The organism is Streptomyces sp. Y7 (assembly GCF_043195415.1).
Lineage (GTDB): Bacteria > Actinomycetota > Actinomycetes > Streptomycetales > Streptomycetaceae > Streptomyces.
This window is the reverse complement of sequence record NZ_JBIDDQ010000032.1, coordinates 75,031-100,747: the sequence shown is the minus strand read 5'-3', so window position 1 is coordinate 100,747 and position 25,717 is coordinate 75,031. Positions and strand designations below refer to the sequence as shown.

At 72.6% G+C, this 25,717-nt stretch carries 21 protein-coding genes and 1 rRNA gene; 17 read left to right on the top strand and 5 right to left on the bottom strand.

What is annotated here, in order from left to right:
• Positions 1–8: 8 nt before the first annotated feature.
• The 3 genes from rrf to ACGFW6_RS40345 all read left to right on the top strand — a co-directional run bounded on the left by rrf (position 9) and on the right by ACGFW6_RS40345 (position 2,084).
• Positions 9–125, top strand: a 5S ribosomal RNA gene (gene rrf / locus ACGFW6_RS40355).
• Between the two features lie 151 nt (positions 126–276).
• Complete coding sequence (locus ACGFW6_RS40350) at positions 277–1,422, top strand: hypothetical protein (protein ID WP_393521524.1); 1,146 nt, start codon at positions 277–279, stop codon at positions 1,420–1,422.
• A complete protein-coding gene (locus ACGFW6_RS40345) occupies positions 1,314–2,084 on the top strand; it encodes a hypothetical protein (protein ID WP_393521522.1) in 771 nt (256 codons plus the stop codon). The genes ACGFW6_RS40350 and ACGFW6_RS40345 overlap by 109 nt, the downstream gene beginning before the upstream one ends.
• A 59-nt stretch (positions 2,085–2,143) precedes the next feature.
• Here the strand turns inward: ACGFW6_RS40345 and ACGFW6_RS40340 are convergent, their stop codons facing one another.
• Entirely contained in the window at positions 2,144–3,436 is a 1,293-nt protein-coding gene (locus ACGFW6_RS40340) for a DUF1015 domain-containing protein (protein WP_393521514.1), read from the bottom strand.
• A 72-nt stretch (positions 3,437–3,508) separates the two neighbouring features.
• Here ACGFW6_RS40340 and ACGFW6_RS40335 point away from each other — a divergent pair, with 72 nt between their 5' ends.
• The 4 genes from ACGFW6_RS40335 (at position 3,509) to ACGFW6_RS40320 (ending at position 7,700) form a co-directional block, all read left to right on the top strand.
• Positions 3,509–4,537, top strand: coding sequence for an HAD hydrolase-like protein (locus ACGFW6_RS40335; RefSeq protein ID WP_393521512.1), 1,029 nt, complete (start codon positions 3,509–3,511; stop codon positions 4,535–4,537).
• A gap of 78 nt (positions 4,538–4,615) precedes the next feature.
• Positions 4,616–5,659 carry a FecCD family ABC transporter permease gene (locus tag ACGFW6_RS40330; protein WP_393521510.1) on the top strand — a complete coding sequence of 348 codons (1,044 nt, stop codon included), beginning with the start codon at positions 4,616–4,618 and terminating at the stop codon, positions 5,657–5,659.
• The gene (locus ACGFW6_RS40325) at positions 5,656–6,744 is read left to right on the top strand and encodes a FecCD family ABC transporter permease (RefSeq protein ID WP_393521508.1); all 1,089 of its coding nucleotides are present in this window, start codon (positions 5,656–5,658) and stop codon (positions 6,742–6,744) included. Before ACGFW6_RS40330 ends, ACGFW6_RS40325 begins: the two co-directional genes overlap by 4 nt.
• Positions 6,741–7,700 carry an ABC transporter ATP-binding protein gene (locus ACGFW6_RS40320; protein ID WP_393521506.1) on the top strand — a complete coding sequence of 320 codons (960 nt, stop codon included), beginning with the start codon at positions 6,741–6,743 and terminating at the stop codon, positions 7,698–7,700. The genes ACGFW6_RS40325 and ACGFW6_RS40320 overlap by 4 nt, the downstream gene beginning before the upstream one ends.
• On the opposite strand, the gene ACGFW6_RS40315 is transcribed toward ACGFW6_RS40320, so the two are convergent.
• Positions 7,684–8,031, bottom strand: coding sequence for an SCP2 sterol-binding domain-containing protein (locus tag ACGFW6_RS40315; protein WP_393521504.1), 348 nt, complete (start codon positions 8,029–8,031; stop codon positions 7,684–7,686). The genes ACGFW6_RS40320 and ACGFW6_RS40315 overlap by 17 nt on opposite strands.
• 42 nt (positions 8,032–8,073) lie before the next feature.
• On the opposite strand from ACGFW6_RS40315, the gene ACGFW6_RS40310 reads away from it, so the two are divergent.
• From ACGFW6_RS40310 to ACGFW6_RS40285, 6 genes are all read left to right on the top strand, one after another.
• The gene (locus ACGFW6_RS40310) at positions 8,074–8,397 is read left to right on the top strand and encodes a hypothetical protein (RefSeq protein WP_393521502.1); all 324 of its coding nucleotides are present in this window, start codon (positions 8,074–8,076) and stop codon (positions 8,395–8,397) included.
• A 7-nt stretch (positions 8,398–8,404) separates the two neighbouring features.
• Positions 8,405–9,220, top strand: a complete 816-nt coding sequence (locus ACGFW6_RS40305; RefSeq protein ID WP_393521500.1) for a TlyA family RNA methyltransferase — start codon at positions 8,405–8,407, stop codon at positions 9,218–9,220.
• Positions 9,217–10,122, top strand: coding sequence for an NAD kinase (locus tag ACGFW6_RS40300; protein WP_393521498.1), 906 nt, complete (start codon positions 9,217–9,219; stop codon positions 10,120–10,122). Before ACGFW6_RS40305 ends, ACGFW6_RS40300 begins: the two co-directional genes overlap by 4 nt.
• Before the next feature lie 210 nt (positions 10,123–10,332).
• Entirely contained in the window at positions 10,333–12,051 is a 1,719-nt protein-coding gene (gene recN, locus ACGFW6_RS40295) for a DNA repair protein RecN (protein ID WP_393521520.1), read from the top strand.
• A gap of 30 nt (positions 12,052–12,081) precedes the next feature.
• Positions 12,082–12,837, top strand: a complete 756-nt coding sequence (locus ACGFW6_RS40290; RefSeq protein WP_393521496.1) for a hypothetical protein — start codon at positions 12,082–12,084, stop codon at positions 12,835–12,837.
• A 346-nt stretch (positions 12,838–13,183) separates the two neighbouring features.
• Entirely contained in the window at positions 13,184–14,320 is a 1,137-nt protein-coding gene (locus tag ACGFW6_RS40285; protein ID WP_393521494.1) for a glycosyltransferase family 4 protein, read from the top strand.
• 18 nt (positions 14,321–14,338) lie between these two features.
• Here the strand turns inward: ACGFW6_RS40285 and ACGFW6_RS40280 are convergent, their stop codons facing one another.
• Entirely contained in the window at positions 14,339–15,982 is a 1,644-nt protein-coding gene (locus ACGFW6_RS40280) for a PucR family transcriptional regulator (RefSeq protein ID WP_393521492.1), read from the bottom strand.
• Positions 15,983–16,077: 95 nt separating this feature from the next.
• Here ACGFW6_RS40280 and ACGFW6_RS40275 point away from each other — a divergent pair, with 95 nt between their 5' ends.
• Positions 16,078–17,034 carry an LLM class F420-dependent oxidoreductase gene (locus ACGFW6_RS40275; RefSeq protein ID WP_393521490.1) on the top strand — a complete coding sequence of 319 codons (957 nt, stop codon included), beginning with the start codon at positions 16,078–16,080 and terminating at the stop codon, positions 17,032–17,034.
• 93 nt (positions 17,035–17,127) lie between these two features.
• Here ACGFW6_RS40275 and ACGFW6_RS40270 read toward each other — a convergent pair whose 3' ends face one another.
• Together ACGFW6_RS40270 and ACGFW6_RS40265 are read right to left on the bottom strand one after the other, a co-directional pair.
• Entirely contained in the window at positions 17,128–18,507 is a 1,380-nt protein-coding gene (locus tag ACGFW6_RS40270) for an FAD-binding oxidoreductase (RefSeq protein ID WP_393521488.1), read from the bottom strand.
• A 67-nt stretch (positions 18,508–18,574) separates the two neighbouring features.
• Complete coding sequence (locus ACGFW6_RS40265; RefSeq protein WP_393521485.1) at positions 18,575–20,401, bottom strand: glycoside hydrolase family 15 protein; 1,827 nt, start codon at positions 20,399–20,401, stop codon at positions 18,575–18,577.
• A 506-nt stretch (positions 20,402–20,907) separates the two neighbouring features.
• Between ACGFW6_RS40265 and ACGFW6_RS40260 the strand changes: the two genes are divergently transcribed.
• The 3 genes from ACGFW6_RS40260 to ACGFW6_RS40250 all read left to right on the top strand — a co-directional run bounded on the left by ACGFW6_RS40260 (position 20,908) and on the right by ACGFW6_RS40250 (position 25,602).
• Positions 20,908–22,557 carry a CTP synthase gene (locus ACGFW6_RS40260; protein WP_393521481.1) on the top strand — a complete coding sequence of 550 codons (1,650 nt, stop codon included), beginning with the start codon at positions 20,908–20,910 and terminating at the stop codon, positions 22,555–22,557.
• A gap of 98 nt (positions 22,558–22,655) precedes the next feature.
• The gene (locus ACGFW6_RS40255) at positions 22,656–23,282 is read left to right on the top strand and encodes an NUDIX domain-containing protein (RefSeq protein ID WP_393521479.1); all 627 of its coding nucleotides are present in this window, start codon (positions 22,656–22,658) and stop codon (positions 23,280–23,282) included.
• A 232-nt stretch (positions 23,283–23,514) separates the two neighbouring features.
• The gene (locus tag ACGFW6_RS40250; RefSeq protein WP_393521477.1) at positions 23,515–25,602 is read left to right on the top strand and encodes a tetratricopeptide repeat protein; all 2,088 of its coding nucleotides are present in this window, start codon (positions 23,515–23,517) and stop codon (positions 25,600–25,602) included.
• Positions 25,603–25,717 lie beyond the last annotated feature (115 nt).

The window sequence follows — 25,717 nt, the reverse complement described above, 5'->3', positions numbered from 1 at the left end:
ATTAGGGTTTCGGTGGTTATAGCGTGAGGGAAACGCCCGGTTACATTCCGAACCCGGAAGCTAAGCCTTACAGCGCCGATGGTACTGCAGGGGGGACCCTGTGGGAGAGTAGGACGCCGCCGAACAATCTTTGGAGGACCCCTGGTCCCAGCGTTCAGCTGGGACCAGGGGTCCTTTTGTTTTTACAATGCTTGAGGTACCGAAGACAGGAGTCACCGATGTCCACCAACTCTCCCGACGACCGACCGGAGCGCGACCAGCGGCGACGGGACGGCGGTGACCGTGGTGACCGAGGCGGTTACCGGGGGGACCGTGGTGACCGTGGTGGCTTCCGTCGCGACAACGACCGTGGTGGTGACCGCGGCCGCTTCCGCCGTGACGACAACCGCCGTGACGACAACCGCCGTGACGACAACCGCCGTGACGACAACCGTCGTGACGACAACCGCGGTGGTGGATACGGCCGGCGTGACGACCGTCGCGATGACCGGCGTGACGACCGCCGTGACGACCGCCGTGACAGTGACCGTGGGCCTCGTCCCCCCTTCCGTCGTGACGACCGGCCCGCGGGGCCGCGCCGGGACGACCGGGATCGTGACCGCGGGTTCCGGCGGGACGGCGACCGTCCGACCTACCGTCGCGATGACCGGCCCGCTGGGCCGCGTCGGGACGATGACCGCGGAGGGTACGGCCGACGTGAGGACAGCCGTGGTGGCTACCCGCGCCGCGACGACCGCCGGAGCGACGACCGGGACCGTGGCTTCCGCCGTGACGACAACCGCGGTGGTGGATACGACCGCCGCGACGACCGGCGTGACGACCGGCGTGATGACCGCCGTGACGACCGTGGTGGTTTCCGGCGCGACGACCGCGACCGGGGCTTCCGGCGCGATGACCGTGGTGAGCGCGGTGACCGGGAGCGTGGCGGTTTCCGTCGGGACGACCGTCGCGACAGTGACCGTGGCGAGCGCGGTGACCGCCCCGGGTTCCGTCGGGACGACAGCCGCGGGGACCGCGGTGGATTCCGGGGGCGGGACGACAGCCGTGGTGACCGTGGTGGATTCCGGGGTCGGGACGACAGCCGCGGCGAGCGTGGTGGGTTCCGGGGGCGGGACGACAGCCGGGGCGACCGCGGTGGGTTCCGGGGTCGGGACGACCGTGGGCCGCGTCGAGACGACCGTGGTGGGCGTCCCGGAGGGTTCCGTGGCCGCGATGACCGGCGTGACGACAGGCGCGACGACCGTCGGGACGACCGGCGTGGCGGCGGGCGGTTCCGTGACGAGCGGGACCGTGACCGGGAGCCGATCAAGCGGCTGCCGATCCCCGAGGACGTCACGGGCGAGGAGATCGACAAGGACGTACGGCAGGAGCTTCAGAGCCTGCCGAAGACGCTCGCGGAGGATGTCGCCAAGAACCTGGTGATGGTCGCGCGGCTCATCGACGAGGACCCCGAGGGTGCCTACGGCTACTCCAGGGTGGCTCTGCGGCTCGCGTCGCGTGTCGCGGCCGTACGAGAGGCGGCCGGGTTCGCGGCGTACGCCAACCAGAAGTACGCGGAGGCGCTGGCCGAGTTCCGGGCGGCCCGGCGGATGACGGGTGGCGTGGAGCTGTGGCCGCTGATGGCGGACTGCGAGCGTGGGCTCGGGCGGCCGGAGAAGGCGCTGGACATGGCCGGGGCTCCCGAGGTGCAGAAGCTCGACAAGGCCGGGCAGGTGGAGATGCGACTCGTCGCGGCCGGCGCCCGGCGTGACATGGGGCAGCTGGACGCGGCCATCGTGACGCTCCAGAGCTCCGAGCTCGCTTCCAACTCCGTCCAGCCGTGGACCGCGCGGCTCAGGTACGCCTACGCGGACGCGCTGCTCGCCGCCGGGCGGGAGGGTGAGGCGCGTGAGTGGTTCGCGAAGGCCGTCGAGGCCGACAAGGACGGCAGCACGGACGCCTCCGACCGGCTCGCGGAGATGGACGGTGTCGATTTCGTCGACGCCTTCGACGAGGACGACGATGAGAACGAGGCCGACGAGACCGACGGCGACGGCGGCAGCGCGCGTGACGTCGTCGGTGAGGACGACGACGAGCGCGAGTAGCAGCGGCGCATGACGTGAGGGGCGGGATTCCGGCAACGGGGTCCCGCCCCTTCGGCGTTCTACAGGTCCAGTGCGCGCAGTACCAGGCCCGACGCCGGCTTGGGCCCGAACGACGTGGACTTGCGGGGCATGGTGACGCCCTGGCGGGCCAGCTCGCGTACGACGTCCTCGCGGACGGGGTGCATCAGGACGGCCGTACCGCCGTCGCGTTCCGCCTTGTCGACGGTGGCGGCGGTGTCGTGGATGTACGCGATGCGGGTGGGGTCGTCCTCGGGGACGTGCCAGACGTGGGCGAGGAGCGTGGCGTGCAGGACCGTCGCGTCGAGGGTGCGCCAGGCGGCGGGGCGGTCGGTGGGGACCGTACGGGCGAGGAGGTCCGGGTCCGGCCGGTCCACGAGGTGGAAGGCGCCGTCGCCGGCGAGGAGGTAGGCGTTGCCCGCGCACGCCGCGTCGGCGAGGGTCTCCAGCGCTGCGGCGAGGGGGACTTCGAGGCGGCGGACGCGGAAGAGGCCGTCGAGCGCGGCCAGGGCGTCCGGCACCGGCACGCCGTGCAGGAGGCGGTGGATGGCGCGGACGCGCAGGGGGTAGCGGGCCGTGTCGACCAGGAGGACCAGGCCGTAGTCCCAGGGGCTCGGCGAGCCGTGCTCCGCGCGTAGACGTCGATAGGTCGCCCAGCGGTGGTGGCCGTCGGCGATGAGGGCCTGGCGGTCGGTCAGGTCCGACTGGACGCGGTCCAGGGCGGCGGGGTCGGTGATCGACCACAGGCGATGGCTGAAGCCGTCCTCGGTGGTGGTCGCGAGGAGCGGCGGGCCCTCGATGGTCCGCTCGATGACGGCGGTCGTGTCCGCCGCCGTGCCGTTGCCCCGGTAGGTGAGGAGCAGGGGTTCGAGGTTCGCGGACGTGGCGCGCATCAGGTCCGCCCTGTCGGCGACCACGTGCGGCATGACGTCCTCGTGCGGCAGGACCAGGCCCTCCGAGGGCTCCGAGACGCGCAGGGCGCCGATGACGCCGCGTTGCAGCATGCCTTCGCCGTCGCACTGTTCGTAGACGTAGAGACCGGGGTCGGAGTCGGTGGTCAGGACGCCTTCGGACAGCCAGCGGCGCAGGGTCCGTGCCGCCTGTTGGTTGCGGGCGGCCGGCGTGTCCGCCTGGGGCAGGATCAGCCGGACGATGTTGTGCGGGTCCGAGTCCTGGAGATGGTGCAGGCCGTCGGGGCGGACCACGACGTCGTACGGCGGGGATGTCACGGCGGCCAGACTGCCGACCCGGTCAGGGTCGTAGCGCAGTCCTCGGAACGGGGTCAGTTCGAGGCCTCGGCGCGTCGTTGCTTCCGGGTGACCTGCTGTGTTCATCCCGGCATCGTACGGGTGTCGGTGGCATGGGGGATGATCGGGGGAAAGCCGTCGAACGAGGAGCGATGCCAAATGAGCCAGAGCGTCAGGACGAGGCCCTCGGGCAGTGGCCGGGCCCTGAGCGAGGCGTACGACACGGCGCTGCTCGACCTCGACGGTGTGGTGTACGCGGGCGGGAACGCGATCGCGTACGCCGTCGAGTCGCTCGCGGCGGCGCGGACGGGCGGGATGCATCTCGCGTACGTCACGAACAACGCCCTGCGGACGCCGGATGTCGTGGCCGCGCACCTGACGGCGCTGGGGATACCCACGGGTGCGGACGACGTCATCACGTCCGCGCAGGCTGCCGCGCGGCTGATCAGCGAGCAGGTGCCGAAGGGCGCCCGGGTGCTGGTCATCGGCGGGGAGGGGCTGCGGGTGGCGCTGCGCGAGCGCGGCCTCGAACCGGTCGAGTCGGCGGACGACGATCCGGCGGCGGTGGTGCAGGGGTTCGGCGGGCCGGAGCTGGTGTGGGGGCGGTTCGCGGAGGCGTGCTACGCCATCGCGCGCGGGGTGCCGTGGTTCGCGTCCAACACCGACCTGACGATTCCCGGCGCGCGGGGGATCGGCCCGGGCAACGGGGCGGCGGTGGAGGTCGTACGGATCGCCACCGGGGCCGAGCCGCAGGTGGCGGGCAAGCCGCTGCCTCCGATGCACCGCGAGACGATCCTGCGCACCGGCGCCGAGCGGCCGCTGGTGGTCGGGGACCGGCTGGACACGGACATCGAGGGCGCGTTCAACGGCGAGGTCGACTCGCTGCTCGTCCTGACCGGCGTGACCGACGGCGCCCAGCTTCTGGCCGCGCCGCCTCAGCACCGGCCGACGTATGTCGACGCCGATCTGCGCGGGCTGCTCACCGGGCAGCCGGAGGTCACCGGGCAGGGGGAGGGCTTCCGCTGCGGTGGCTGGACGGCGACCGCGCGGGCGGACCGGCTGGAACTCGACGGCGACGGTGAGGTCTTGGACGGCCTGCGGGCGCTGTGCGCGGCGGCCTGGACGGCGGCCGGAGAGGGCTCGTGCGCCCTGGACTCCGGGAAGGCGTTGGCGCGGCTGGGGTGGTGAATCGCCGCTCGGTCGTGGTGTGAGGGAGCGCACGCAGCGGGATCGTGGCTGATTGGGAGGGTAGGCTAACCTAACTGCGTGTTGGTTGACAGTCCTCCCGAACAGCGCGCGGAGTCCGTGTCCGCGCCACCAACCCGACGGGCGATACGTGCCGTTGGGTTGCTCGTCTCTGTCCTGATCCTGCTGGCCGTGGCGACCGCCAGCATCGCGATCGGGGCGAAACAGCTGTCCGTGGGGGAGGTCTGGCACGGGCTGTTCGAGAGTTCGGGCACCTACGGCGACGTCGTGGTCGACGACCGGATCTCACGCACCGTCCTCGGTCTGCTCGCGGGCGCCGCGCTCGGTCTCGCCGGCGCCGTGCTCCAGGCGCTCACCCGCAACCCGCTCGCAGACCCCGGCCTGCTGGGCATCAACGCGGGCGCGTCCGCGGCGGTCGTCACCGCCATCACCTTCTTCGGCGTCACCAGCCTGAACGTCTACGTCTGGTTCGCCTTCCTCGGCGCGGCGGCGGTCGGCGCGATGGTCTGGTTCCTCGGCGGGAGCCGGGGCGCCACACCGGTCCGGCTCGCACTGGCCGGTACGGCGATCAGTGCCGCCCTCTACGGCTATCTCCAGGCCGTGATGATCATGGACGACGTCGCGCTGAACAGGATGCGCTTCTGGACCGTCGGTTCGCTGACCTCGGCGACGGACGCGACCATCCAGCAGGTGCTGCCGTTCCTCGTGGGCGGCATGGTCCTGGCGCTCGCTCTCGCCCGGCCGCTCAACGCCATGGAGATGGGCGACGACACCGCCAGGGCGCTCGGCGCCAACCTGAACCGCACCCGGGTGCTGGCGATGCTCGCGGCCACCGTGCTGTGCGGTGCCGCGACCGCCGCGTGCGGTCCGATCGTCTTCGTCGGCCTGATGGTGCCGCACGTCGTGCGCTCGTTCACCGGGCCCGACCTGCGCTGGATCCTGCCGTACGCGGCCGTCCTGTCGCCGGTGCTGCTGCTCGGCGCCGATGTCATCGGCCGGATCGTCGCCCGGCCCTCCGAGCTCCAGGTCGGCATCGTCACCGCGATCCTCGGCGGACCGGTCTTCATCTTTCTCGTACGACGGCGGAGGACGGCCCAGCTGTGAGGACCGCGGAGAAGAGCGAACCGAAGAACGCGGCCGCGGTGAAGTCCGCCCGCGCCAACCGTGCCGTACGGACCCCGGGCGGGCTCTCCGTCCGCCTGGACGTGCGGGCCCTGATCGTCGTCGTGCTGCTGCTGCTCGCCGGGCTCGGCGCGAGCGTGCTGCTGATCGGCACCGGCGATTTCCCGATCGGGGCGGGCGACGTGCTCAAGACGCTGTTCGGCGAGGGCAACGCCGGTCAGGAGTTCATCGTCAACGACCTCCGTCTGCCGCGCGTGCTGGTCGGGCTCCTGGTCGGCGCCTCGCTCGGCCTCGGCGGCGCGCTGTTCCAGGCGCTGTCCCGCAATCCGCTGGGCAGCCCGGACATCCTCGGCCTCGGACAGGGCGCCACGGCCGGGGCGCTCGTGGTGATCGTGCTGTTCTCCGGTGACGCCCGCCAGGTCACCGCGGGCGCGCTCGTGGGCGGACTGGCGACCGGTCTCGCCATCTATCTGCTCGCCTGGAAGCGGGGCGTGCACGGCTATCGACTGGTCCTGGTCGGTATCGGCATGTCCGCGATCATGACGGCGGTCAACGGCTATCTGCTGACCAAGGCCGACCTGGTCGACGCGGCCCGTGCGGTCGTGTGGATGACGGGCTCCCTCAGCGGCCGGGACTGGGCGCAGGTCTGGCCGCTGCTCGCGCTGTGCGCCGTCCTCGTGCCGCTCGTCCTCGCCAACGCGCGCGGGCTGCGGATGATGGAGATGGGCGACGACGTGTCGTACGCCCTCGGGGTGCGCGTCGAACGCGTACGGCTGCTGCTGATGCTGTCCGCCGTACTGCTGACCGCCGCCGCCACGGCCGCCGCCGGCCCCGTCAGCTTCGTGGCGCTCACCGCCCCGCAGCTCGCCCGCCGCCTGACCCGCTCGCCCGGCCCGAACCTGCTGCCCTCGCTGTGCATGGGTGCCGCGCTGCTCGTCGCCGCCGACTGGATCTCCCAGCGGGTCTTCGGCGCCGACCAGATGCCCGTGGGCGTGGTCACCGGCGTGCTCGGCGGCGTATATCTGCTGTGGCTGCTGGTCACCGAACGCAAGGCGGGCCGGATATGAGCGCCGGCGACAGCAGGAACAGCAAGGGCCTCAGCAGCGGGCCGAACAACCGAAGGAGCACCGTGAACCGCCTGTCCGCCGACAACGTCACCCTCGCCTACGACCAGCGGGTCATCGCCGAGCAGCTGTCGGTGGAGATACCCGACAACTCGTTCACCGTGATCGTCGGCCCGAACGCGTGCGGCAAGTCCACGCTGCTGCGGGCGCTGTCGCGGATGCTCAGGCCCAGCCAGGGCCGGGTGCTGCTGGACGGCCAGGTGATCCAGTCGATGCCGGCGAAGAAGGTCGCGCGCACCCTCGGGCTGCTGCCGCAGTCGTCGATCGCGCCCGACGGGATCACCGTCGCCGACCTGGTGGGCCGCGGCCGGTACCCGCACCAGGGGATCCTGCGCCAGTGGTCGACCGAGGACGAGCGGGTCGTCCAGGAGTCGATGGAGCAGACCGGCGTCGCCGAGCTCGCGGATCGCTATGTCGACGAACTCTCCGGCGGTCAGCGCCAGCGCGTGTGGATCGCGATGGCGCTCGCCCAGCAGACGCCGCTGCTGCTGCTCGACGAGCCGACGACCTACCTGGACATCCAGCACCAGATCGACGTCCTCGACCTGTGCGCCCAGCTCCACGAGGAGCAGGGCCGCACGCTCGTCGCCGTGCTGCACGACCTCAACCACGCGGCCCGCTACGCCACCCACCTCATCGCCCTGCGCGGCGGAGCGGTGATCGCCGAGGGCGCGCCCAACGACATCGTCACCGCCGAGCTGGTCGAGGACGTCTTCGGGCTGCGCTGCCAGGTCATCGACGACCCGGAGACCGGGACGCCGCTCGTGGTCCCGGCGGCCCGCAGGGCGCGGGAACAGGACAAGCAGGACAAGAAGGAGCAGGGCCCGAAGGACCGGGCCGAGAAGGAGAGCGCCGAGCGGGCGCAGGGCGACAAGGTGGCCGCTACAGAAGCTTCCTGAGCAGCAGCAGGTCGCGCACCCCCGCGTGGAGTTTCACCCGGCCCGCGCCCCAGGCCTTGGCGAAGTTCAGCTCGCCGGCGACCAGGGCGACCAGGTCGTCGCCGCTCATGCTCAGCCTGATCTGGGCCTTCTCGCGGGGTGGGCCCTGGAGCGTGTCGTGGACGTGGATCCGGCCGCCCGCCATGCGGCCGGCGAAGGTGACGTCCAGGTCGGTGATGTGGCAGCTCACCGAGCGGTCCAGGGCCGCGGCCGAGCGGGCGTCCCCTTCGGCGCGCTGCATGTTGTCCGAGAGCTTTTCGAGTGCGGCGCGGCACTCCTCAGTCGTGGCCATCGCGATCGACGGTACCCCAGCGGTTCGGGGTAGCGTCTGGGCATGAGCGACACGGTTCCGGAGACGGAGATCCCGGTGGCGGAGGCCGAGCCGGAGACCACGGCCGAGCAGCACCCGGCCGGGCCCGCGGGCGAGCCCGAGCACGACCCGGCCGCGCCCGCCCCGCTGCACATCCCCCGCGTCCCCACCGGCGACGCCGAGGTGGACGCCCAGCTGGAGCGCCTCGGTGACGCCGACCACCTCGCCACCGACGGGCACCTGGAGGTGTACGAGGATGTACACCGGGGGCTGCGCGACGCGCTCACCGCGCTCGACGCCCGCCCGGGACCTCCGGCGCCCCCGTCGATGCCTGGGATGAGGAGCTGAACCGAACGTGGCAGGAGTCGCACGCCGCCGTCTCGACGCGGAGCTGGTCCGCCGGAAACTCGCGCGGTCGCGTGAGCACGCCAGCCAGCTGATCGCCGCCGGCCGGGTGACCGTCGGCAAGACCGTCGCGACCAAGCCGGCCACGCAGGTGGAGACCGCGGCGGCGATCGTCGTCCAGTCCGACGGCGGCGACCCCGAGTACGTCTCGCGCGGCGGACACAAGCTCGCGGGCGCGCTGGAGGTCTTCGTGCCCCAGGGGCTCGCGGTGCGGGGGCGGCGGGCGCTGGACGCCGGCGCGTCCACCGGAGGCTTCACCGACGTACTGCTGAGGGCCGGAGCCGCGCAGGTCGTCGCCGTGGACGTCGGATACGGACAACTCGCCTGGACTCTCCAAAGCGATGAACGCGTCATCGTCAAGGACCGTACGAACGTACGCGAGTTGACGCTCGAAGCGATCGATGGGGAACCAGTGGATCTTGTCGTGGGGGATCTGTCCTTCATCCCGCTCGGCCTGGTGCTGCCCGCCCTGGTGCGGTGCGTGAAGCCGGACGCCGATCTGGTGATGATGGTGAAGCCGCAGTTCGAGGTGGGGAAGGAACGGCTGGGCAGCGGGGGAGTCGTACGGAGTCCGCAGCTGCGGGCGGAGGCCGTGCGCGGTGTCGCCGAGAAGGCGTGGGAGCTCGGGCTCGGGGTGAACGGGGTCACGGCGAGTCCGTTGCCCGGCCCGTCCGGGAATGTCGAGTACTTTCTGTGGCTGCGTGCCGGGGCGCCCGCCCCGGACCCGGCCGACGTTGACCGAGCAGTGGCGGAGGGGCCGCGTTGATGCAGAACTCAGCTCGTACTGTTTTTCTCCTCGCCCACACAGGGCGGCCGGCGGCCATTCGCAGCGCCGAACTGGTGGTCAAGGGACTGCTGCGGTCGGGGATCGGCGTGCGGGTGCTGTCGGCGGAGGCGGAGGACCTGCCCCTGCCCAGCGAGGTGCAACTCGTCAAGGAGGCGACCCCGCAGTGCCTCGACGGGTGTGAACTGCTCATCGTGCTCGGCGGCGACGGGACGCTGCTGCGCGGCGCCGAGTTCGCGCGTGCGTCCGGGGTGCCGATGCTGGGCGTCAACCTCGGGCGGGTCGGGTTCCTCGCGGAGGCCGAGCGGGACGATCTGGACAAGGTCGTCGACCGGGTCGTCACCAAGGCGTACGAGGTCGAGGAGCGGATGACCGTCGATGTCGTCGTCCATCAGAACGGCGACATCGTGCACACGGACTGGGCGCTGAACGAGGCGGCCGTGCAGAAGGCCGGCGCCGAGAAGCTGCTCGAGGTGGTGCTGGAGATCGACGGGCGGCCGGTGACGGGGTTCGGGTGCGACGGCATCGTGCTGTCCACGCCGACCGGGTCGACGGCGTATGCGTTCTCCGCCGGTGGGCCCGTGGTGTGGCCCGAGGTCGAGGCGCTGTTGATGGTGCCGATCTCGGCGCACGCGCTGTTCGCGAAGCCGCTGGTGACCTCGCCGGACTCGGTGCTCGCCGTGGAGGTGCTGCCGCACATCCCGCCGGGGGTGTTGTGGTGTGACGGGCGGCGGACCGTGGAGTTGCCTCCGGGGGCGCGGGTCGAGGTGCGGCGGGGGGCCGTGCCGGTGCGGCTGGCCCGGTTGCATCATGCGTCGTTCACCGACCGGCTGGTTGCGAAGTTCGCGTTGCCGGTTTCCGGGTGGCGAGGGGCGCCTCATTAGCCGTTTCGCCGTGGGACGTGGGGATGCGTTGGCGGCTGCGGGTTCGTTGTGGCCTGTCGCGCAGTTCCCCGCGCCCCTTGGGGCGTGACACTCGCCTGGGTGACATGTGCTGCCGATACACATTCGTCACCTGCACCTTCACATCACGGACCCGGGGGCCGTCGCACTTCCCCGTGCCGACCTCGTAAGGTCGTGTCCGTGTTGGAGGAGATGCGGATACGGTCGCTCGGAGTCATCGACGACGCGGTCGTCGAGTTGTCGCCGGGGTTCACCGCCGTCACGGGCGAGACGGGTGCGGGCAAGACCATGGTGGTCACCAGCCTGGGGCTGCTGCTCGGCGGGCGGGCGGACCCGGCACTCGTGCGGATCGGGGCCGAGAAAGCGGTCGTGGAGGGGCGGATCACCGTCCCCCCGGGCACCTCGGCAGTCGTACGGGCCGAGGAGGCGGGGGCCGAGCTCGACGACGGTGCGTTGCTCATCAGCCGTACCGTTTCCGCCGAAGGGCGGTCCCGGGCGCACCTGGGCGGGCGCAGCGTGCCCGTGGGGATGCTGGCCGAGCTCGCCGACGAGCTGGTGGCCGTGCACGGGCAGACCGACCAGCAGGGGCTGCTGAAGCTCACCCGGCAGCGGCAGGCGCTCGACCGGTACGCGGGCGACGCCGTCGCGGTGCCGCTCGCCAAGTACGGCGAGGCGTACCGGCGGTTGCGGGCGGTCTCCGTCGAGCTGGAGGAGATCGTCACGCGCGCGCGTGAGCGGGCCCAGGAAGCCGACATGCTGCGGTTCGGGCTCGACGAGATCGCCGGTGTCGAGCCGCGCGCCGGTGAGGACGTGGAGCTCGCGGAGGAGGCCGAGCGGCTCGGGCACGCGGAGGCGCTGTCGGCCGCCGCCACGGCCGCTCACGCCGCTCTCGCCGGCAATCCGGAGGACCCCGAGGGCATCGACGCGACCACGCTCGTCGCGGGCGCCCAGCGGGCCCTGGACGCCGTCCGCTCGCACGATCCCGCGCTGGCCGCGCTGACCGACCGGATCGGGGAGATCGGGATCCTGCTCGGCGACGTCGCCGGGGAGCTGGCGGGATACGCGGACGACCTGGACGCCGATCCGCTGCGGCTCGCGGCGGTCGAGGAGCGGCGGGCCGCGCTGACCGCGCTCACGCGCAAGTACGGCGAGAACATCGCCGCCGTGCTCGCCTGGGCCGAAGAGGGCAGCACGCGGCTGACCGAACTGGACGGCGACGACGACCGGATCGGCGAGCTGACCGCCGAACGGGACGCGCTGCGCATCGAGCTGGGCGGGCTGGCGCAGGCGCTGTCGGACGCCCGCACGGAGGCGGCCGAGCGGTTCGCCGCCGCCGTGACGGCCGAGCTGGCCTCCCTCGCCATGCCGCACGCACGGGTCTCCTTCGCGCTTCGGCAGACCGAGGACCCGGAGGGCGTCGAGGTCGGCGGACGCGCGGTCGCCTACGGGCCGTCGGGCGTCGACGAGGTCGAGCTGCTGCTCGCCCCGCACCCGGGGGCGCCGCCCCGGCCCATCGCCAAGGGCGCCTCCGGCGGTGAGCTCTCCCGCGTGATGCTGGCCGTCGAGGTCGTCTTCGCGGGGACCGATCCCGTGCCGACGTACCTCTTCGACGAGGTCGACGCCGGCGTCGGCGGCAAGGCGGCCGTGGAGATCGGGCGACGGCTCGCCCGGCTGGCCAAGACCGCGCAGGTCGTCGTCGTGACCCACCTGCCGCAGGTCGCCGCCTTCGCCGACCGGCAGTTGCTCGTCGAGAAGACCAACGACGGGTCGGTCACCCGGTCCGGCGTGAAGGTCCTGGAGGGCGAGGAACGGGTCCGGGAGCTGTCCCGGATGCTGGCCGGCCAGGAGGACTCGGAGACCGCCCGGGCACACGCCGAGGAACTGCTGGAGACGGCTCGGGCCGACGGCTAGCCCGGTTCCCGGGGCCCGTAGGGTGGCCGGATGATCGGGCAAGCCGTTTCCCTCGGACTCTCCGCCACCCTCACCCGCCTCGCCACCACGGCCTTGCGTGCCCGGGCCCCCGGCGGCCGCGAGCGCTGGGAGCGGAAGAACTACGCGGGCCGGAACGTGGAGTTGTACGCCGGGCCCGCCGCGGCCCTGGCCTGCGCGGTCGGGACCGGGCGGGTGTCCCCGGCCGCCGGGGCCGCCGTGGCCGTCGCCGGGATCTGCGGGGCGTACGACGACATCGCCGGGGCGGCTGACGCGCGCCGCGGCTTCCGAGCACACCTGCGCGCCCTTCGGGACGGTGAAGTCACCAGCGGGGCGGTCAAGTTGTTCGGGATCTCGGCCGCCGGACTGGTCGCGGGGGCGTTCCTGAAGGAGCGGCCGCTGGACAGACTGCTCGCCGGGGTCGTGATCGCGGGTGCCGCGCACTTCGTGAACCTCGTGGACGTACGTCCCGGCCGGGCCGCCGCCGCGGTGCTCGCTCTCGGCGCGCCGGGGCTGCTCCGTACGGGAGCCGGGGCCGAGATCGCCGCCACCGCGACGGGCGCGGCGGCGGCCGTGCTCCCCGACGACCTCGGTGAACGGGCGATGATCGGCGACACCGGGGCGCATGCGCTGGGCGCGGCACTGGGCGCCGCCGTCGTCGCCGGGAACGGTCGCGCCGGACTGGTCGCGCACGCGGCGGCCGTCGTAGCCGCGACGGTGTACGGGGACAAAGTGAGCGAAACGGTACGGGCGTTGGGCGGGCCGTGAGCCACGAGGGCCGGCGAGAGGGACGGTGCGGGCGCCCGACATGGTGTGATGCGAACGTCGGCCGGCCGTCGCGCGTGCGCCAAGTGGCGGTCCCCGCCGGTCACTGAGAGATGCGCCACGCGCGCGTGTTCGTGCACGACAGGCACCCCGGCTCACTCGTGCAGGTGACTCCGTCCGCCGCGTTGCCCGCTCCCGTCCTCCCGACGGTCCCGGAACACCCGTGCGTCCTGGCATCCTTGGCGTAAACATGTCGTACGCGAAGGGATCCTCGCGGTACACCCCCTCCGCCCGATCCTTCTGTACGTTCTTCGTGACCGCCCCACCCACAACCAGGAGCCCCGGCCACGTGACCCCCGTGAGCAGCCACTCACCGCACGGCCAGTCGTCGATGCGCACCGTGCAGGTGCTGGGCGGCGGCAACGCCGGCAGCAGCGCACATGTGCGGTCGCTGGCCTCGGGGCTGGTCGCGCGGGGCGTGCGGGTCACCGTGTGCGCCCCCGTCGAGGCCGATCGCGCCTACGACTTCACCGGGGCCGGAGCCGAGCACGTACATGTGCCGCGCAGCAGCGATCCCGCCTCCGTGGCCGCGCTGCGAGCGGCATGCGCGGACGCCGACCTGGTGCACGCGCACGGACTGCACGCCTCCTTCCGTGCCGTGCTGGCGCTGAGCGGCCGGCGCACTCCGCTCGTCGTCACCTGGCACGACCGGGCCCATGCCGAGGGCGCCCGCGCCCACCTCCTGCGGCTGTTGGAACGGCGGGTCGTCAAGGCCGCCTCCGTCGTCCTCGGCACCACCTCGGCCCTGGTCGACCGGGCCCGCCGGACCGGCGCCCGGGACGCCCGCCTCGCCGCCGTCGCCCTGCCCGGCCGCCGCCCCGTCGCCGCACCGGACGACCCCGACCGGCTGCGGCCCAAGGTACGCGCCGAACTCGGCGCCACCGGACGGCCGTTGCTCATCGCGGTCGGCTCTCTGGAGCGGCATCGCGGATACGACGTACTGCTGGACGCCTCGCGCGCGTGGCGACGGCTCGATCCCGCCCCGCTGGTCGTGATCGCGGGGGAGGGGTCCCTGCGGGCCGGACTCCAGCGCCGGATCGAGGACGAGGAGCTGCCCGTACGGCTCATCGGGCGGCGTGACGACGTCTCCGAGCTGCTCGCCGCCGCCGATGTCGCCCTGCTGTCCAGCAGTTGGGAGTCGCGGTCCGTCCTCGCGCAGGAAGCCCTGCACGCGCGCGTGACGCTCGTCGCCACCGACGTCGGCGGCATGTCCGAAGTCGTCGGCGACGCGGCCGAACTCGTCCCGTACGGCGACCCGGACGCCCTCGCCGACACCGTCGTACGCCTGCTCGGCGACCCCGAGCGGCAGGACCTGCTGCGGGAGCGGGGCGTGCGGCAGGCGGCGACCTGGCCGACCGAGGACGAGACGGTGGCCCAAGTGCTGAGCGTCTACGACGAGTTGACGCAGCCCCGGCCCATGATCTGACCTGCCGCCGGACCGGCCCTAGGCGACGTGCCGGCGGGCCCGCAGCGCCAGGCTCAACGCCAGCACCGTCTGCGGGTCGTCGAGGTCGGTGCCGAGCAACTCGCCGATGCGGGCGAGGCGGTTGTAGAGCGTCTGCCGGTTCAGGTGCAGTTCACGGGCGGTCTCGGCCTTGCGGCCCGCGTGCGCCAAGTACGTCTCCAGCGTGGGCAGCAGAGGTGGCTTCGAGCGGTCGTCGTGCTCGCGCAGCGGGCCGATCGCGCGGTCCACGAAGGCCGCGAGGTCCGGGTGGTCACGCAGCCGCCACAGCAGCAGGTCGATGTCCAGCCGGCGGGCGTCGTACCAGGGGCGGTCCGCCAGGCCCTGCGCGGCCGTCGCCGTCTCCGCCGCGTGCCGCAGGCCCGCCGAGGCCGCGGCCCAGCCGCCCGCGACCCCGACCACCACGACCGGCGGCCTCGACCCCGGCCGCTGGATCCCGGCCCGCTCCACGCCCGCCCGCAGCGCCACCGCGACCCGGTCCGCGACCGCCGGCCGCTCCGTCTCCGCACGCAGGCCGACCAGCAGCGGCACCCGGCCCTCCACCGGCCGCACGCCCAGCAGCACCGGCACCCCCACCGAAGCCAGCTCCTCACCGACCGCGCGCGCCAGAACCGCCCAGCCGCCGCCGGGCGACAGCACGTCCCCGAGCCGCATCACCACCGGCAGCAGCGGGCCGTCACCCGGCTTGAAGCCCAGAACCCGTGCCTGCGCCGGGGCGTCCTCGGCGGCGATACGGCCCTCCGCCAGGTCGGTCAGGAAGTCGCCCCGCCCGCGGGCCGCCAGCTCCTCCTCCTGGCGGGCCTGCATCAGCACCACGGCGAGGATGCCGGCGGCCCGTTCGGCGGCGATCCGGTGCACCGGCGCCAGCGGACCCAGGACCGGCAGCAGGACGATACGGCCGCGGACCGACCCGGCGCCCTGGCCGCCGCCCGGCACGTCCACGAGCACCGCGCCCGTGGGCGGCGGCGTGTCCTTGTGCTGCCCCCGCAGCCCCTCCCACACCTGCAACGGGTCCGCCCCCTCCGGACCGGCGCCGGCGGCGTACAGCAGACGTCCGTCGGTCGCCTCCAGGAAGACCGGGTTGCCGCTGAAGTCCGCGAGGATACCGAGCACTTGAGGCACGCCTCCGCCCCCGAGCAGGGCCTCGGTGCAGCGGCGGTGCACCTCCTCCGCCCGTTGCAGCAGCGCGTAGTGGCCGTTGACGATCTCGGTGTGGATCTCCTCGGTGACCGTCACGAAGGGGACCTGGCGATGCAGCTGGACGAGCGGGAGACCGGCGGCGCGTGCCGTGTCGACGAGCGCGGAGGGCAGCCGGGTGAAGCGCGCGCCGAGCTCGATGACCAGGGCCGCGATGCCGCGCTCCGCCAGGGTGCGCACGAACGCGCGTTGGTCGGCCGGGCGGGTGCCGAGGCCGTACCCCGTGGTCAGCAGCAGCTCGCCGCCCTTGAGCAGGGAGGCGATGTTGGGCACCTCGCCCGCGTGCACCCAGCGCACGGTCCGCCCCAGCCGGTCGGCGCCCGCGAGGATCTCGGGCAGCCCACTGCGCAGACCGGGCAGCTCCAGCGCCCGCCGGACGGTGATCCCGGCGCCCTGGGTGTCGAATCCGCTGTTCGTCCCGCTGTCCATAGGCGGACGCTACCTGTGCGGATGGCCTCCTGACACCTCCGAGGGCGTGCACCGGCAGGGGGCTACGAGGAGCCGGACCGGGTAGCCGCCCCGTCATGGACTACAGCGTGGTTGCCGTGGCACGGGAGGACGACAGTGCGATCGAGGAGCCGTTGCGGGTGGCGGCGGTCGCCGATCGGCTCGGGTACCGCGAGGTGTGGGCGGGGGAGGGGCCGACCTGGGACTCCTTCGTCCTCGCCGCCGCGATCGGACGGGCCACCGAGCGGGTCGCGCTGACGGCCGGTCCGGTGGCGGTGTCGGTGCGCGACGCGTTCGGGATCGCGCGGGGCGCCGCGTCGGTGGCGGCGGTCGTGGGCAGGCCGGTGGGGGTGGCGCTCGGGACGTCCAGCAAGCGGGTGGTCGAGGGCGTGCACGGGGTGCCGCGCGTGCGGCCCGCGGCCGTGATGGAGGCTTCGGCGGCGGCCGTACGCGGCTTCCTGCACGGCGAGCCCGGCGAACCCGTGGTCCCCGGCAGCACCTTCCGGCGCCGCCTGCCGCCGCCCGGCGGCCCGCTCACCGTCGCCGCGTTCGGCGACCGCGCCGTCGCCACCGCGGCGGCGCACGCCGACCGGATGCTGCTCGACATCGTCTCGCCGGAACAGGTCCGCACGCTGCGCGCCAAGCTCGACGCGGCCGCCGGGCGGGCGGGCCGTACACCGCCCACCCTGGCCGCCTGGCTGCCGGTCGCCGTTGACCCCGACCCGGCCTCCCTCGCCCAGGTCCTGCGGAGCATCGCCGGTTATCTCACGGTGCCCGGCTACAGCGACATGTTCGAGGCGGCCGGCTTCGGGGAGGCGGTCGAGCTGGCCCGCACCGGAGCCGACGCCGACACCCTGGTCCGCGCCCTGCCCGCCGCGGCGGCCGGCACGGTCGCGCTGGTCGGCGACCTGGACGCCGTACGCGCGCGTGCCGCGGACTACGCCGAGGCCGGGCTGGACGAGATCGCCCTGGTCCCGGCGACGGCGGGCGACCCGGGCGGAGAGCGGACACTCACGGCGCTGGCGCGGGCCTGACCGGTGCTGACGGCGCCGGTGCGGACCTGACGGCGCACGAGCGGACCTGACCGGTGCTCACGGCGTCGGCGCGGACCTGAGTGGTCGAGCCGGTCAGGCCGGCCTGATGTTGTGGTTGAAGCGGAACACGTTGTCCGGGTCGTAGCGGTGCTTCAGGTCGGCCAGGCGGCGGGTGTTCTCGGTGCCGAGGCCCGCCACGACCCGTTCGGCGCCCTCGTCGCCGATGAAGTTGAGGTAGACCGCGCCCGTGCTCCAGGGCTGTGCCGCGGCGCGGACGTCACGGACCCACTGGACGCAGCGCTCGTCGTCCGCGGGGTCCGCCCAGATCGCGAAGGGGTGCACGGCCCACGGCGCGTCCCGGTAGGGCACGGGGTACTCGTGCGGGCCCGCGGAGATCGCCCCGCCCTGCGGGAACATCACATGCAGGGTGCCGGTGGGCGGCAACGCCTCGCCCCCGGCGCAGAACGCGTCCAGGTACGCGTCGGGCGCGCCCGTCAGATACTCCGCCGACCAGTAGTTACGCATCCCCGGCGGATCGTCGAGCATGCACTGGACGTCGGCGTACGGCATCGCCCCGACGATCTCCGACTCGTGCGGCAGCGCCAGCAGCGGCTCGGCCAGCTTGCGCATGTCCGCCTCGGGCCCGGCGTACGTCAGCAGCGCACCGCACAGGACGCTGCCGACCAGGTGCGGCGGCACGAACTCCTCGGGTGGACCGGTGAGATACAGCACCCCTCCGCTCGCCTCGTCGGGGGCCGTGGTGATCAGGTCGCGGTAGGTGCGGGCGACCTCGGGGCCGAACTCCGGGAGGTACAGCACCAGCGCGATGGAGAACTCCGGCAGCTCGTGCAGCTTCAGCGTGAGCGCGGTCGCGACGCCGAAGTTGCCGCCACCGCCGTGCAGGCCCCAGAACAGCTCCGGATTCTCGTCGGCGCTCGCGTGCACCCGCTCGCCGTCCGCGGTGACCAGCTCGACGCCGACCAGGTTGTCGACGGCGAGCCCGCACCAGCGGTCCAGCCAACCCGAGCCGCCGCCGAGGACGAAACCCCCGACCCCGGTCGTGGAGGCACGGCCGCCCGTCGTGGCGAGGCCGTGCGGCTGGCAGGCGCGGTCCAGGTCACTCATCGTGGCGCCGCCCGCGACCCGTACCGCCTCGGCCGCGGGATCGACGCTGACCGCGCGCATGTGCCGCAGGTCGACGACGAGTCCGTTGTCGTTGACCGCCATGCCCGCCACGCTGTGCCCGCCGCCGCGCACCGCGATGTGCAGATCCAGGTCCCGGCCGAACCGCACGGCCCGGACGACGTCGTCCTGGTCCACGCACTGGGCGATGACCGCGGGCCGGCGGTCGATCATCGCGTTGAAGACGGTGCGGGCCTCGTCGTAGCCCACGTCGGACGGGGCGAACACGTCGCCGACCAGTTCCTCGCGCAGCGCGGCGAGGGCCGCGCCCGCCTTCGATGGGGAGGCCATGGGGCGCCCCCTTTCGTGCAGGGGCTGATGGATCCCAGCGTAGGCAGGCTTCGGCCGGCGGTCCTGTTCAGCCGCCGTAGGCCCCCGAGGCCGTCAGGCGCAGCGCGGTGTCGATGAGCGGAACGTGGCTGAAGGCCTGCGGGAAGTTGCCGACCTGACGCTGGCGGACCGGGTCCCACTCCTCGGCCAGCAGACCGAGGTCGTTGCGCAGCGCCAGCAGCCTCTCGAACAGCTTGCGGGCCTCGTCGACGCGGCCGATCATCGCCAGGTCGTCCGCCATCCAGAACGAGCAGGCGAGGAAGGCGCCCTCGTCACCGGAGAGACCGTCGACGCCCTCGTGCTCGCCCTGCGTCGGGTAGCGCAGGATGAAGCCGTCCGACGTGGACAGCTCGCGCTGGATCGCCTCGATGGTGCCGATCACGCGCTTGTCGTCCGGCGGCAGGAAGCCCATCTGCGGGATCAGCAGCAGGGAGGCGTCCAGCTCCTTCGAGCCGTACGACTGCGTGAAGGTGTTGCGCTCCTTGTCGTAGCCCTTCTCGCACACGTCCCGGTGGATCTCGTCGCGCAGTTCCTTCCAGCGCTCCAGCGGGCCGTCCGCGTCACCGGACTCGATGAGCTTGATCGTGCGGTCGACCGCGACCCAGGCCATCACCTTGGAGTGCACGAAGTGGCGGCGCGGGCCGCGCACCTCCCAGATGCCCTCGTCCGGCTCCTGCCAGTGGTCCTCCAGGTAGCGGATCAGCTTCAGCTGGAGCAGGGAGGCGTAGTCGTTGCGGGCCAGGCCCGTCATGTGGGCCAGGTGCAGGGCCTCGGTGACCTCGCCGTACACGTCGAGCTGGAGCTGGTGCGCGGCGCCGTTGCCGACCCGGACCGGCGCGGAGTTCTCGTACCCGGGCAGCCAGTCCAGCTCGGCCTCGCCGAGCTCGCGCTCGCCGGCGATGCCGTACATGATCTGAAGGTTCTCCGGGTCGCCCGCGACCGCCCTGAGCAGCCACTCCCGCCAGGCCCGGGCCTCCTCGCGGTAGCCGGTGCGCAGCAGCGAGGACAGGGTGATCGCCGCGTCACGCAGCCAGGTGTAGCGGTAGTCCCAGTTGCGGACGCCGCCGATGTCCTCCGGCAGGGAGGTCGTCGGCGCGGCGACGATGCCGCCGGTGGGGGCGTAGGTCAGCGCCTTGAGGGTGATCAGCGAGCGGATGACCGCCTCGCGGTACGGGCCGTGGTACGTGCAGTGCTCGACCCACTCGCGCCAGAAGTCCTCCGTCGCCACCAGCGACTGCTCCGGCTCGGGCAGCGCCGGGGGCTGCTTGTGCGAGGGCTCCCAGGAGATCGTGAAGGCGATCCGCTCGCCCGGGGCGACCGTGAAGTCCGAGTAGGTCGTCAGCGACTTGCCGTAGGTCTCGGCCTCTGTGTCGAACCACACGGAGTCCGGGCCGGCGACGGCGACCGTGCGGCCCTCGTGCTTGTGCACCCAGGGCACCACCCGGCCGTAGGAGAACCGCATCCGGAGCGTCGAGCGCATCGGCACCCGGCCCGAGACGCCCTCCACGATCCGGATCAGCTGGGGCGCGCCGTCACGCGGCGGCATGAAGTCGATCACCCGGACCGTGCCGCGCGGCGTGTCCCACTCCGATTCCAGGATCAGGGAGTCGCCGCGGTAGCTGCGCCGGGCCGCGGTGGGCGGCGGGGAGTCGGAGGCGTGCGCGGGGCCGAGCCGCCAGAAACCGTGCTCCTCGGTGCCCAGCAGGCCGGCGAAGATGGCATGCGAGTCGAAGCGGGGCAGGCACAGCCAGTCCACTGTGCCGTCCCGGCAGACCAGTGCCGCGGTCTGCATGTCTCCGATGAGTGCGTAGTCTTCGATGCGCCCGGCCACGTGCAACTCCAGTCGAACGGCCACGTCACCCCCTCCTGTGAACAAGGGGGTTCTCGCTAGTGCGGTCAAGGGGTGTTGTAAATCGTCGTTGAGCGGTGAAGCAAAGCAGCCGCTTCGGCCGTGAGGCAAAACGACTGTCGCTTCTCGACAATCTCTGCTCAACGAACTGACGAGCTCTCGTTGTTCCGGAGGCTACGGGCGAGGGGTGGTGCCGTGTTACCGGCCGGGCTCGGCAGCGAATGTCCGAGCAGGATACGACGCACGTAGATGATCTGCGTGCCGCTCCGGGCAACCCGGGTCCGCCGAACGGGTGAGCAAGGGGTGAGAAACCGAAACGGTCGTGCAGGTTCGTGGCGAGACGTGTGCGGAGCGTGGCCGGAAGCCATCGGTTCCGGTCGCTGATACCCTGGTAGCCCGTGGACCGGTGGGAGAAAAACCCCCGAACCGCAGCGACGGCGACCCCGGAGAACTCTCCGGTCAGGCAGCCGCACCGCACCCCAGACCGCGACCACGGGAGCCCCCTCTTGGCCATGCCGCCCAAATCCACGACGACCAAGCACATCTTCGTCACCGGGGGTGTCGCCTCCTCGCTCGGCAAGGGCCTGACGGCCTCCAGCCTCGGCATGCTGCTCAAGGCCCGGGGTCTGCGCGTGGTGATGCAGAAGCTCGACCCGTACCTCAATGTCGACCCTGGCACGATGAACCCCTTCCAGCACGGCGAGGTGTTCGTCACCAACGACGGCGCCGAGACCGACCTGGACATCGGTCACTACGAGCGGTTCCTCGACCGCGACCTGGACGGCTCGGCCAACGTCACCACCGGCCAGGTGTACAACACCGTGATCGCCAAGGAGCGGCGCGGCGAGTACCTCGGCGACACCGTGCAGGTCATCCCGCACATCACCAACGAGATCAAGCACCGCATCCGCCGCATGGCGACGGACGAGGTCGACGTGGTGATCACGGAGGTCGGCGGCACGGTCGGCGACATCGAGTCGCTGCCGTTCCTGGAGACCGTCCGCCAGGTCCGTCACGAGGTCGGTCGTGACAACGTCTTCGTCGTCCACATCTCGCTCCTGCCGTACATCGGCCCCTCGGGAGAGCTGAAGACGAAGCCGACCCAGCACTCGGTTGCGGCTCTGCGCAACATCGGTATTCAGCCAGACGCGATCGTGCTGCGCTGCGACCGCGAGGTGCCCACCGCGATCAAGCGGAAGATCTCGCTGATGTGCGACGTCGACGAGGCGGCCGTGGTCGCCTGCCCCGACGCCCGCTCCATCTACGACATCCCGAAGACCGTGCACGGCGAGGGCCTGGACGCCTATGTCGTCCGCAAGCTGGACCTGCCGTTCCGCGACGTGGACTGGACGACCTGGGACGACCTGCTCGACCGCGTCCACAACCCCGACCACGAGATCACCCTCGCGCTGGTCGGCAAGTACATCGACCTGCCCGACGCCTACCTCTCGGTCACCGAGGCGCTGCGCGCGGGCGGCTTCGCCAACAAGGCCCGCGTGAAGATCAAGTGGGTCACCTCGGACGACTGCAAGACCCCGGCCGGCGCCAAGCAGCAGCTCGCCGACGTCGACGGCATCTGCATCCCGGGCGGCTTCGGCGACCGCGGCGTGCTCGGCAAGGTCGGCGCGATCAAGTACGCCCGCGAGAACAAGATCCCGCTCCTCGGCCTGTGCCTGGGCCTGCAGTGCATCGTGATCGAGGCGGCCCGCAACCTCGCCGACATCGGCGACGCCAACTCCACCGAGTTCGACCCGGCCACCTCCCACCCGGTCATCTCCACCATGGCCGAGCAGCTCGACATCGTCGCCGGTGAGGGTGACATGGGCGGCACCATGCGGCTCGGCATGTACCCGGCCAAGCTGGCCGAGGGCTCCATCGTGCGCGAGGTGTACGACGACAAGGAGTACGTCGAGGAGCGGCACCGTCACCGGTACGAGGTCAACAACGCCTACCGGGCGGAGCTGGAGAAGAAGGCCGGCATCCAGTTCTCCGGCACCTCGCCGGACGGCAAGCTCGTCGAGTACGTCGAGTACCCGCGCGAGGTCCACCCCTACCTGGTGGCCACGCAGGCCCACCCGGAGCTGCGCTCGCGCCCGACGCGCCCGCACCCGCTCTTCGCCGGTCTGGTGAAGGCGTCGGTCGAGCGCAAGAATTCGAAGTAACACACCACTTGTACGGTGGCCGGGGTGCAGACCTTCAAAGGTGCGCACCCCGGTTTTCGTTGGCGGGTTCTTTTTGCAAGCGTGCGGAAGGGCAGGGCATGACGATCAAGGACACCCCCGAGGCGTGGGAGATCCGGGCGACGGAGACCCCCTTCGTGGGCAACAAGACCTCCGTCCGCACGGACGACGTGGTCATGCCCGGCGGTTCGGTCGTCCGGCGTGACTACCAGGTCCACCCCGGATCCGTGGCCGTCCTCGCCCTGGACGACCAGGACCGTGTCCTGCTCATCAAGCAGTACCGCCACCCGGTCCGGCAGAAGCTGTGGGAGATCCCGGCCGGACTCCTCGACATCCCCGGCGAGAACCCGCTGCACGCCGCCCAGCGCGAGCTGTACGAGGAGGCGCACGTCAAGGCCGAGGACTGGCGGGTGCTGACGGACGTCTACACCACCCCCGGCGGCTGCGACGAGGCCATCCGGATCTTCCTCGCCCGGAACCTGTCCGAGGCGGAGGGGGAGCGCTTCGAGGTGGAGGACGAGGAGGCCGACATGGAGCACGCGCGGGTGCCGGTCGACGAGCTGGTGCGGGGTGTCCTCGCGGGCGAGCTGCACAACAACTGCCTGGTCGTGGGGGTGCTGTCGCTGGTCGCCGCGCGGGCCTCCGGCGGGTTGGACGGGTTGCGTCCGGCGGAGGCGCCCTGGCCTGCGAGGCCGTTCGAGGCGTAGGCAGGGGCCCTGTTCGGGTGGCGCCGGTGCGGCTGGTCGCGCGGTTCGCCGCGTGTCCTCCACCGGCGCTGTCCGACCCCCGAGTCCTACGATCTGCTGATCCGATCGGGCGACGTCCCGCCATGCCCGCCTCGCTCCGCCCGGAACGTAGCAGAGCGTGAACTAGGCTCTGATACACGCCCGAACCGGAGTCCCGGCGGGCTTGCGCGCGCGTGGGACGGGAGTGTGGCCCGTGACGGATCAGGTGGTGGACACAGGCGGCGTGCAGGTGTCGGCACGGACCTCCGACACACACCAATTCCTGGGCCGCACCCGCGAGTTGAAGGAGCTGCGCGCCGACATCGAGCGCGCCGGTCTGGACACCCTCTCCGGCCGCAAGGCGCCACGCGCGCGCGTGCTGCTCATCGCGGGCCGCCCCGGCTCGGGCCGCACCGCCCTCGCCGGGGAACTCGTACGGCAGGTCGCGGACCGCTACCCGGACGGTGTGCTGCGCGCCCGGCTGACCGACCCCGACGGCACCCCCGTCCCCGTCCGGCGCACCGCCCGCCTGCTGCTCACCGCCCTGGACCTGCCCACTCCGCCCGGCGCGGCCGAGGACGACCTCACGGCGGCCCTGCGTGAGGCCCTGGCCGACCGCCGGGTCCTGCTGCTGCTCGACGACGCCGCCGAGGCGGACCAGGTCGACGCCCTGCTGCCGGACACCCCGGACTGCCTGGCCGTCGCCGTCTCCGGCGGCCCGCTGACCGGCATCTCGGACGTCCGGCCCTGCACGCTCGGCGGCCTCGACACCAAGTCGGCCGTCGAGCTGCTGTCCCGGCACGCCGGGTCGGTGCGCATCACCGTCGACCCACGGGCCGCCGAGGGCCTGGTCGAGGTGTGCCAGGGCCAGCCCGCCGCGCTCCGGCTGGCCGGCGGCTGGCTGGCCGCCCGGCCGAAATCGGCCGTCGCCGACCTGGCCAAGCAGCTGCGGGCCGAGGGCGAGGACGGCACCCCGCTCAGCCGGGTCTTCCGCCTCGTCTACGCCGGCCTGCCGGCCCCCGCCGCCCGCATACTGCGGCTGCTCTCCCTCGCCCCCGGCGGCCTGATCGACCCGCACACCGCCTCCGCGCTGGCCGGCTCCTCGGTGGAGGGCGCCCACACCACCCTGGACGACTTCGTCGCCCTCGGCCTGCTGCACGCCGTCGACTCGCCGCTGCCCCAGTACGAGGTCCCGGCCTGTCTGCACCCGCTGCTCACGGCCCTCACCGAGACCCAGGACCGCCCCGCCGAGCTCCAGCTCGCCCGCGCCCGGATGCTGGAGCGGACCGTGCGGCTGTTGCAGTCCTGCCGGGCGATCACCGAGACGGACAGCCCCGAGACCCGGCAGAAGCTCATCGGGATGCCGCGCGCCCTGCGCTTCCCCAATCCCCGGGCCGCCGCCGACTGGCTCAGCATCCGCAAACCCGCCCTGCTGGCCTCGGCCCGCGCCGCGGTCGCCGACGGGGAGCTGGACACCCTCGCCCGACGGCTGATGTCCCAGCTGGTCAGGGCGATGGTCGCGCACTTCGGCACCAAGGCCGCCGCCCCCGACCTGTACGACGTGCACACCCTGGTCCTCGACGTGGCGCAGCGCCGCAATCTGCCGCGCGAGCAGGCAGCGGCCCTGCTGAACCTCGGCGACCTCGACGTCCGGACGGGGCGTACCCGGAAGGCGCTGGTGCGATTCCGGGCCGCGCTGGACGCCGGCCGGGAAGGAAATGACCCGTACGCGGCCGGGCGCGCGATGGAATCCGTAGGCGGCGCGCATCTGGAGCTCGGGGACTACGACCGGGCCGCCGACTGGTTCGGCCGCGCCCTGGCCCAGCGGCAGGCCCGGGCCGAGCGGACGGACGCCGCCCGGCTGTACGGCCGGATCGCCGAGGCGCACACCTACGCGGGCCGGTACGGCGAGGCGCAGCGCAGCTGGCGCGCCGCGATCGCCGGGCACCGCAAGGACGGCGACGTCGGGGGCCACGCGCGGGCCTTGAGCGAGCTGGCCCGGGTCCAGGAGTACGCCGGGCGGCTGGAGGAGTCGCTGCGCACCTGCCAGGAGGCGGTGGACTGGGCGCGGCGCGCCGAGGACCCACGGCTCCAGGGCGCGCTGTATCTGCGGCTCGCCGACACCCTGGACCGCCTGGGCGATCCCGCGGCCGCTCAGCTGCACAGGGGAGCCGCCGAGCGGATGCTGGGAGAGGAGCCCGAGGACTCCGATGCGGCCGAGTCCGAGCCCCGGCAAGAGGCAATCGAGCCGGAACCAGACCCTAACGCCTGCGAAATCCGTAGTGCATCTGAAGAAGATTGATGCAATGAAAGGCTAGACAGCGGGAACGCCTTCATTAGACTGGCTCTGCCGCACCTTCTCCTGCGGTGTCTCCCGGTGTGCCCTGCATGCCTGGGTATGTAGAGAAATGCCCCCA

Coding starts and splice junctions, on each gene's coding strand:
- ACGFW6_RS40340 (WP_393521514.1), bottom strand. CDS start 3,436: ATGAACACAGCAGGTCACCCGGAAGCAACGACGCGCCGAGGCCTCGAA.
- ACGFW6_RS40335 (WP_393521512.1), top strand. CDS start 3,509: ATGAGCCAGAGCGTCAGGACGAGGCCCTCGGGCAGTGGCCGGGCCCTG.
- ACGFW6_RS40320 (WP_393521506.1), top strand. CDS start 6,741: ATGAGCGCCGGCGACAGCAGGAACAGCAAGGGCCTCAGCAGCGGGCCG.
- ACGFW6_RS40315 (WP_393521504.1), bottom strand. CDS start 8,031: ATGGCCACGACTGAGGAGTGCCGCGCCGCACTCGAAAAGCTCTCGGAC.
- ACGFW6_RS40310 (WP_393521502.1), top strand. CDS start 8,074: ATGAGCGACACGGTTCCGGAGACGGAGATCCCGGTGGCGGAGGCCGAG.
- recN (WP_393521520.1), top strand. CDS start 10,333: ATGCGGATACGGTCGCTCGGAGTCATCGACGACGCGGTCGTCGAGTTG.
- ACGFW6_RS40290 (WP_393521496.1), top strand. CDS start 12,082: ATGATCGGGCAAGCCGTTTCCCTCGGACTCTCCGCCACCCTCACCCGC.
- ACGFW6_RS40280 (WP_393521492.1), bottom strand. CDS start 15,982: ATGGACAGCGGGACGAACAGCGGATTCGACACCCAGGGCGCCGGGATC.
- ACGFW6_RS40275 (WP_393521490.1), top strand. CDS start 16,078: ATGGACTACAGCGTGGTTGCCGTGGCACGGGAGGACGACAGTGCGATC.
- ACGFW6_RS40270 (WP_393521488.1), bottom strand. CDS start 18,507: ATGGCCTCCCCATCGAAGGCGGGCGCGGCCCTCGCCGCGCTGCGCGAG.
- ACGFW6_RS40260 (WP_393521481.1), top strand. CDS start 20,908: ATGCCGCCCAAATCCACGACGACCAAGCACATCTTCGTCACCGGGGGT.
- ACGFW6_RS40255 (WP_393521479.1), top strand. CDS start 22,656: ATGACGATCAAGGACACCCCCGAGGCGTGGGAGATCCGGGCGACGGAG.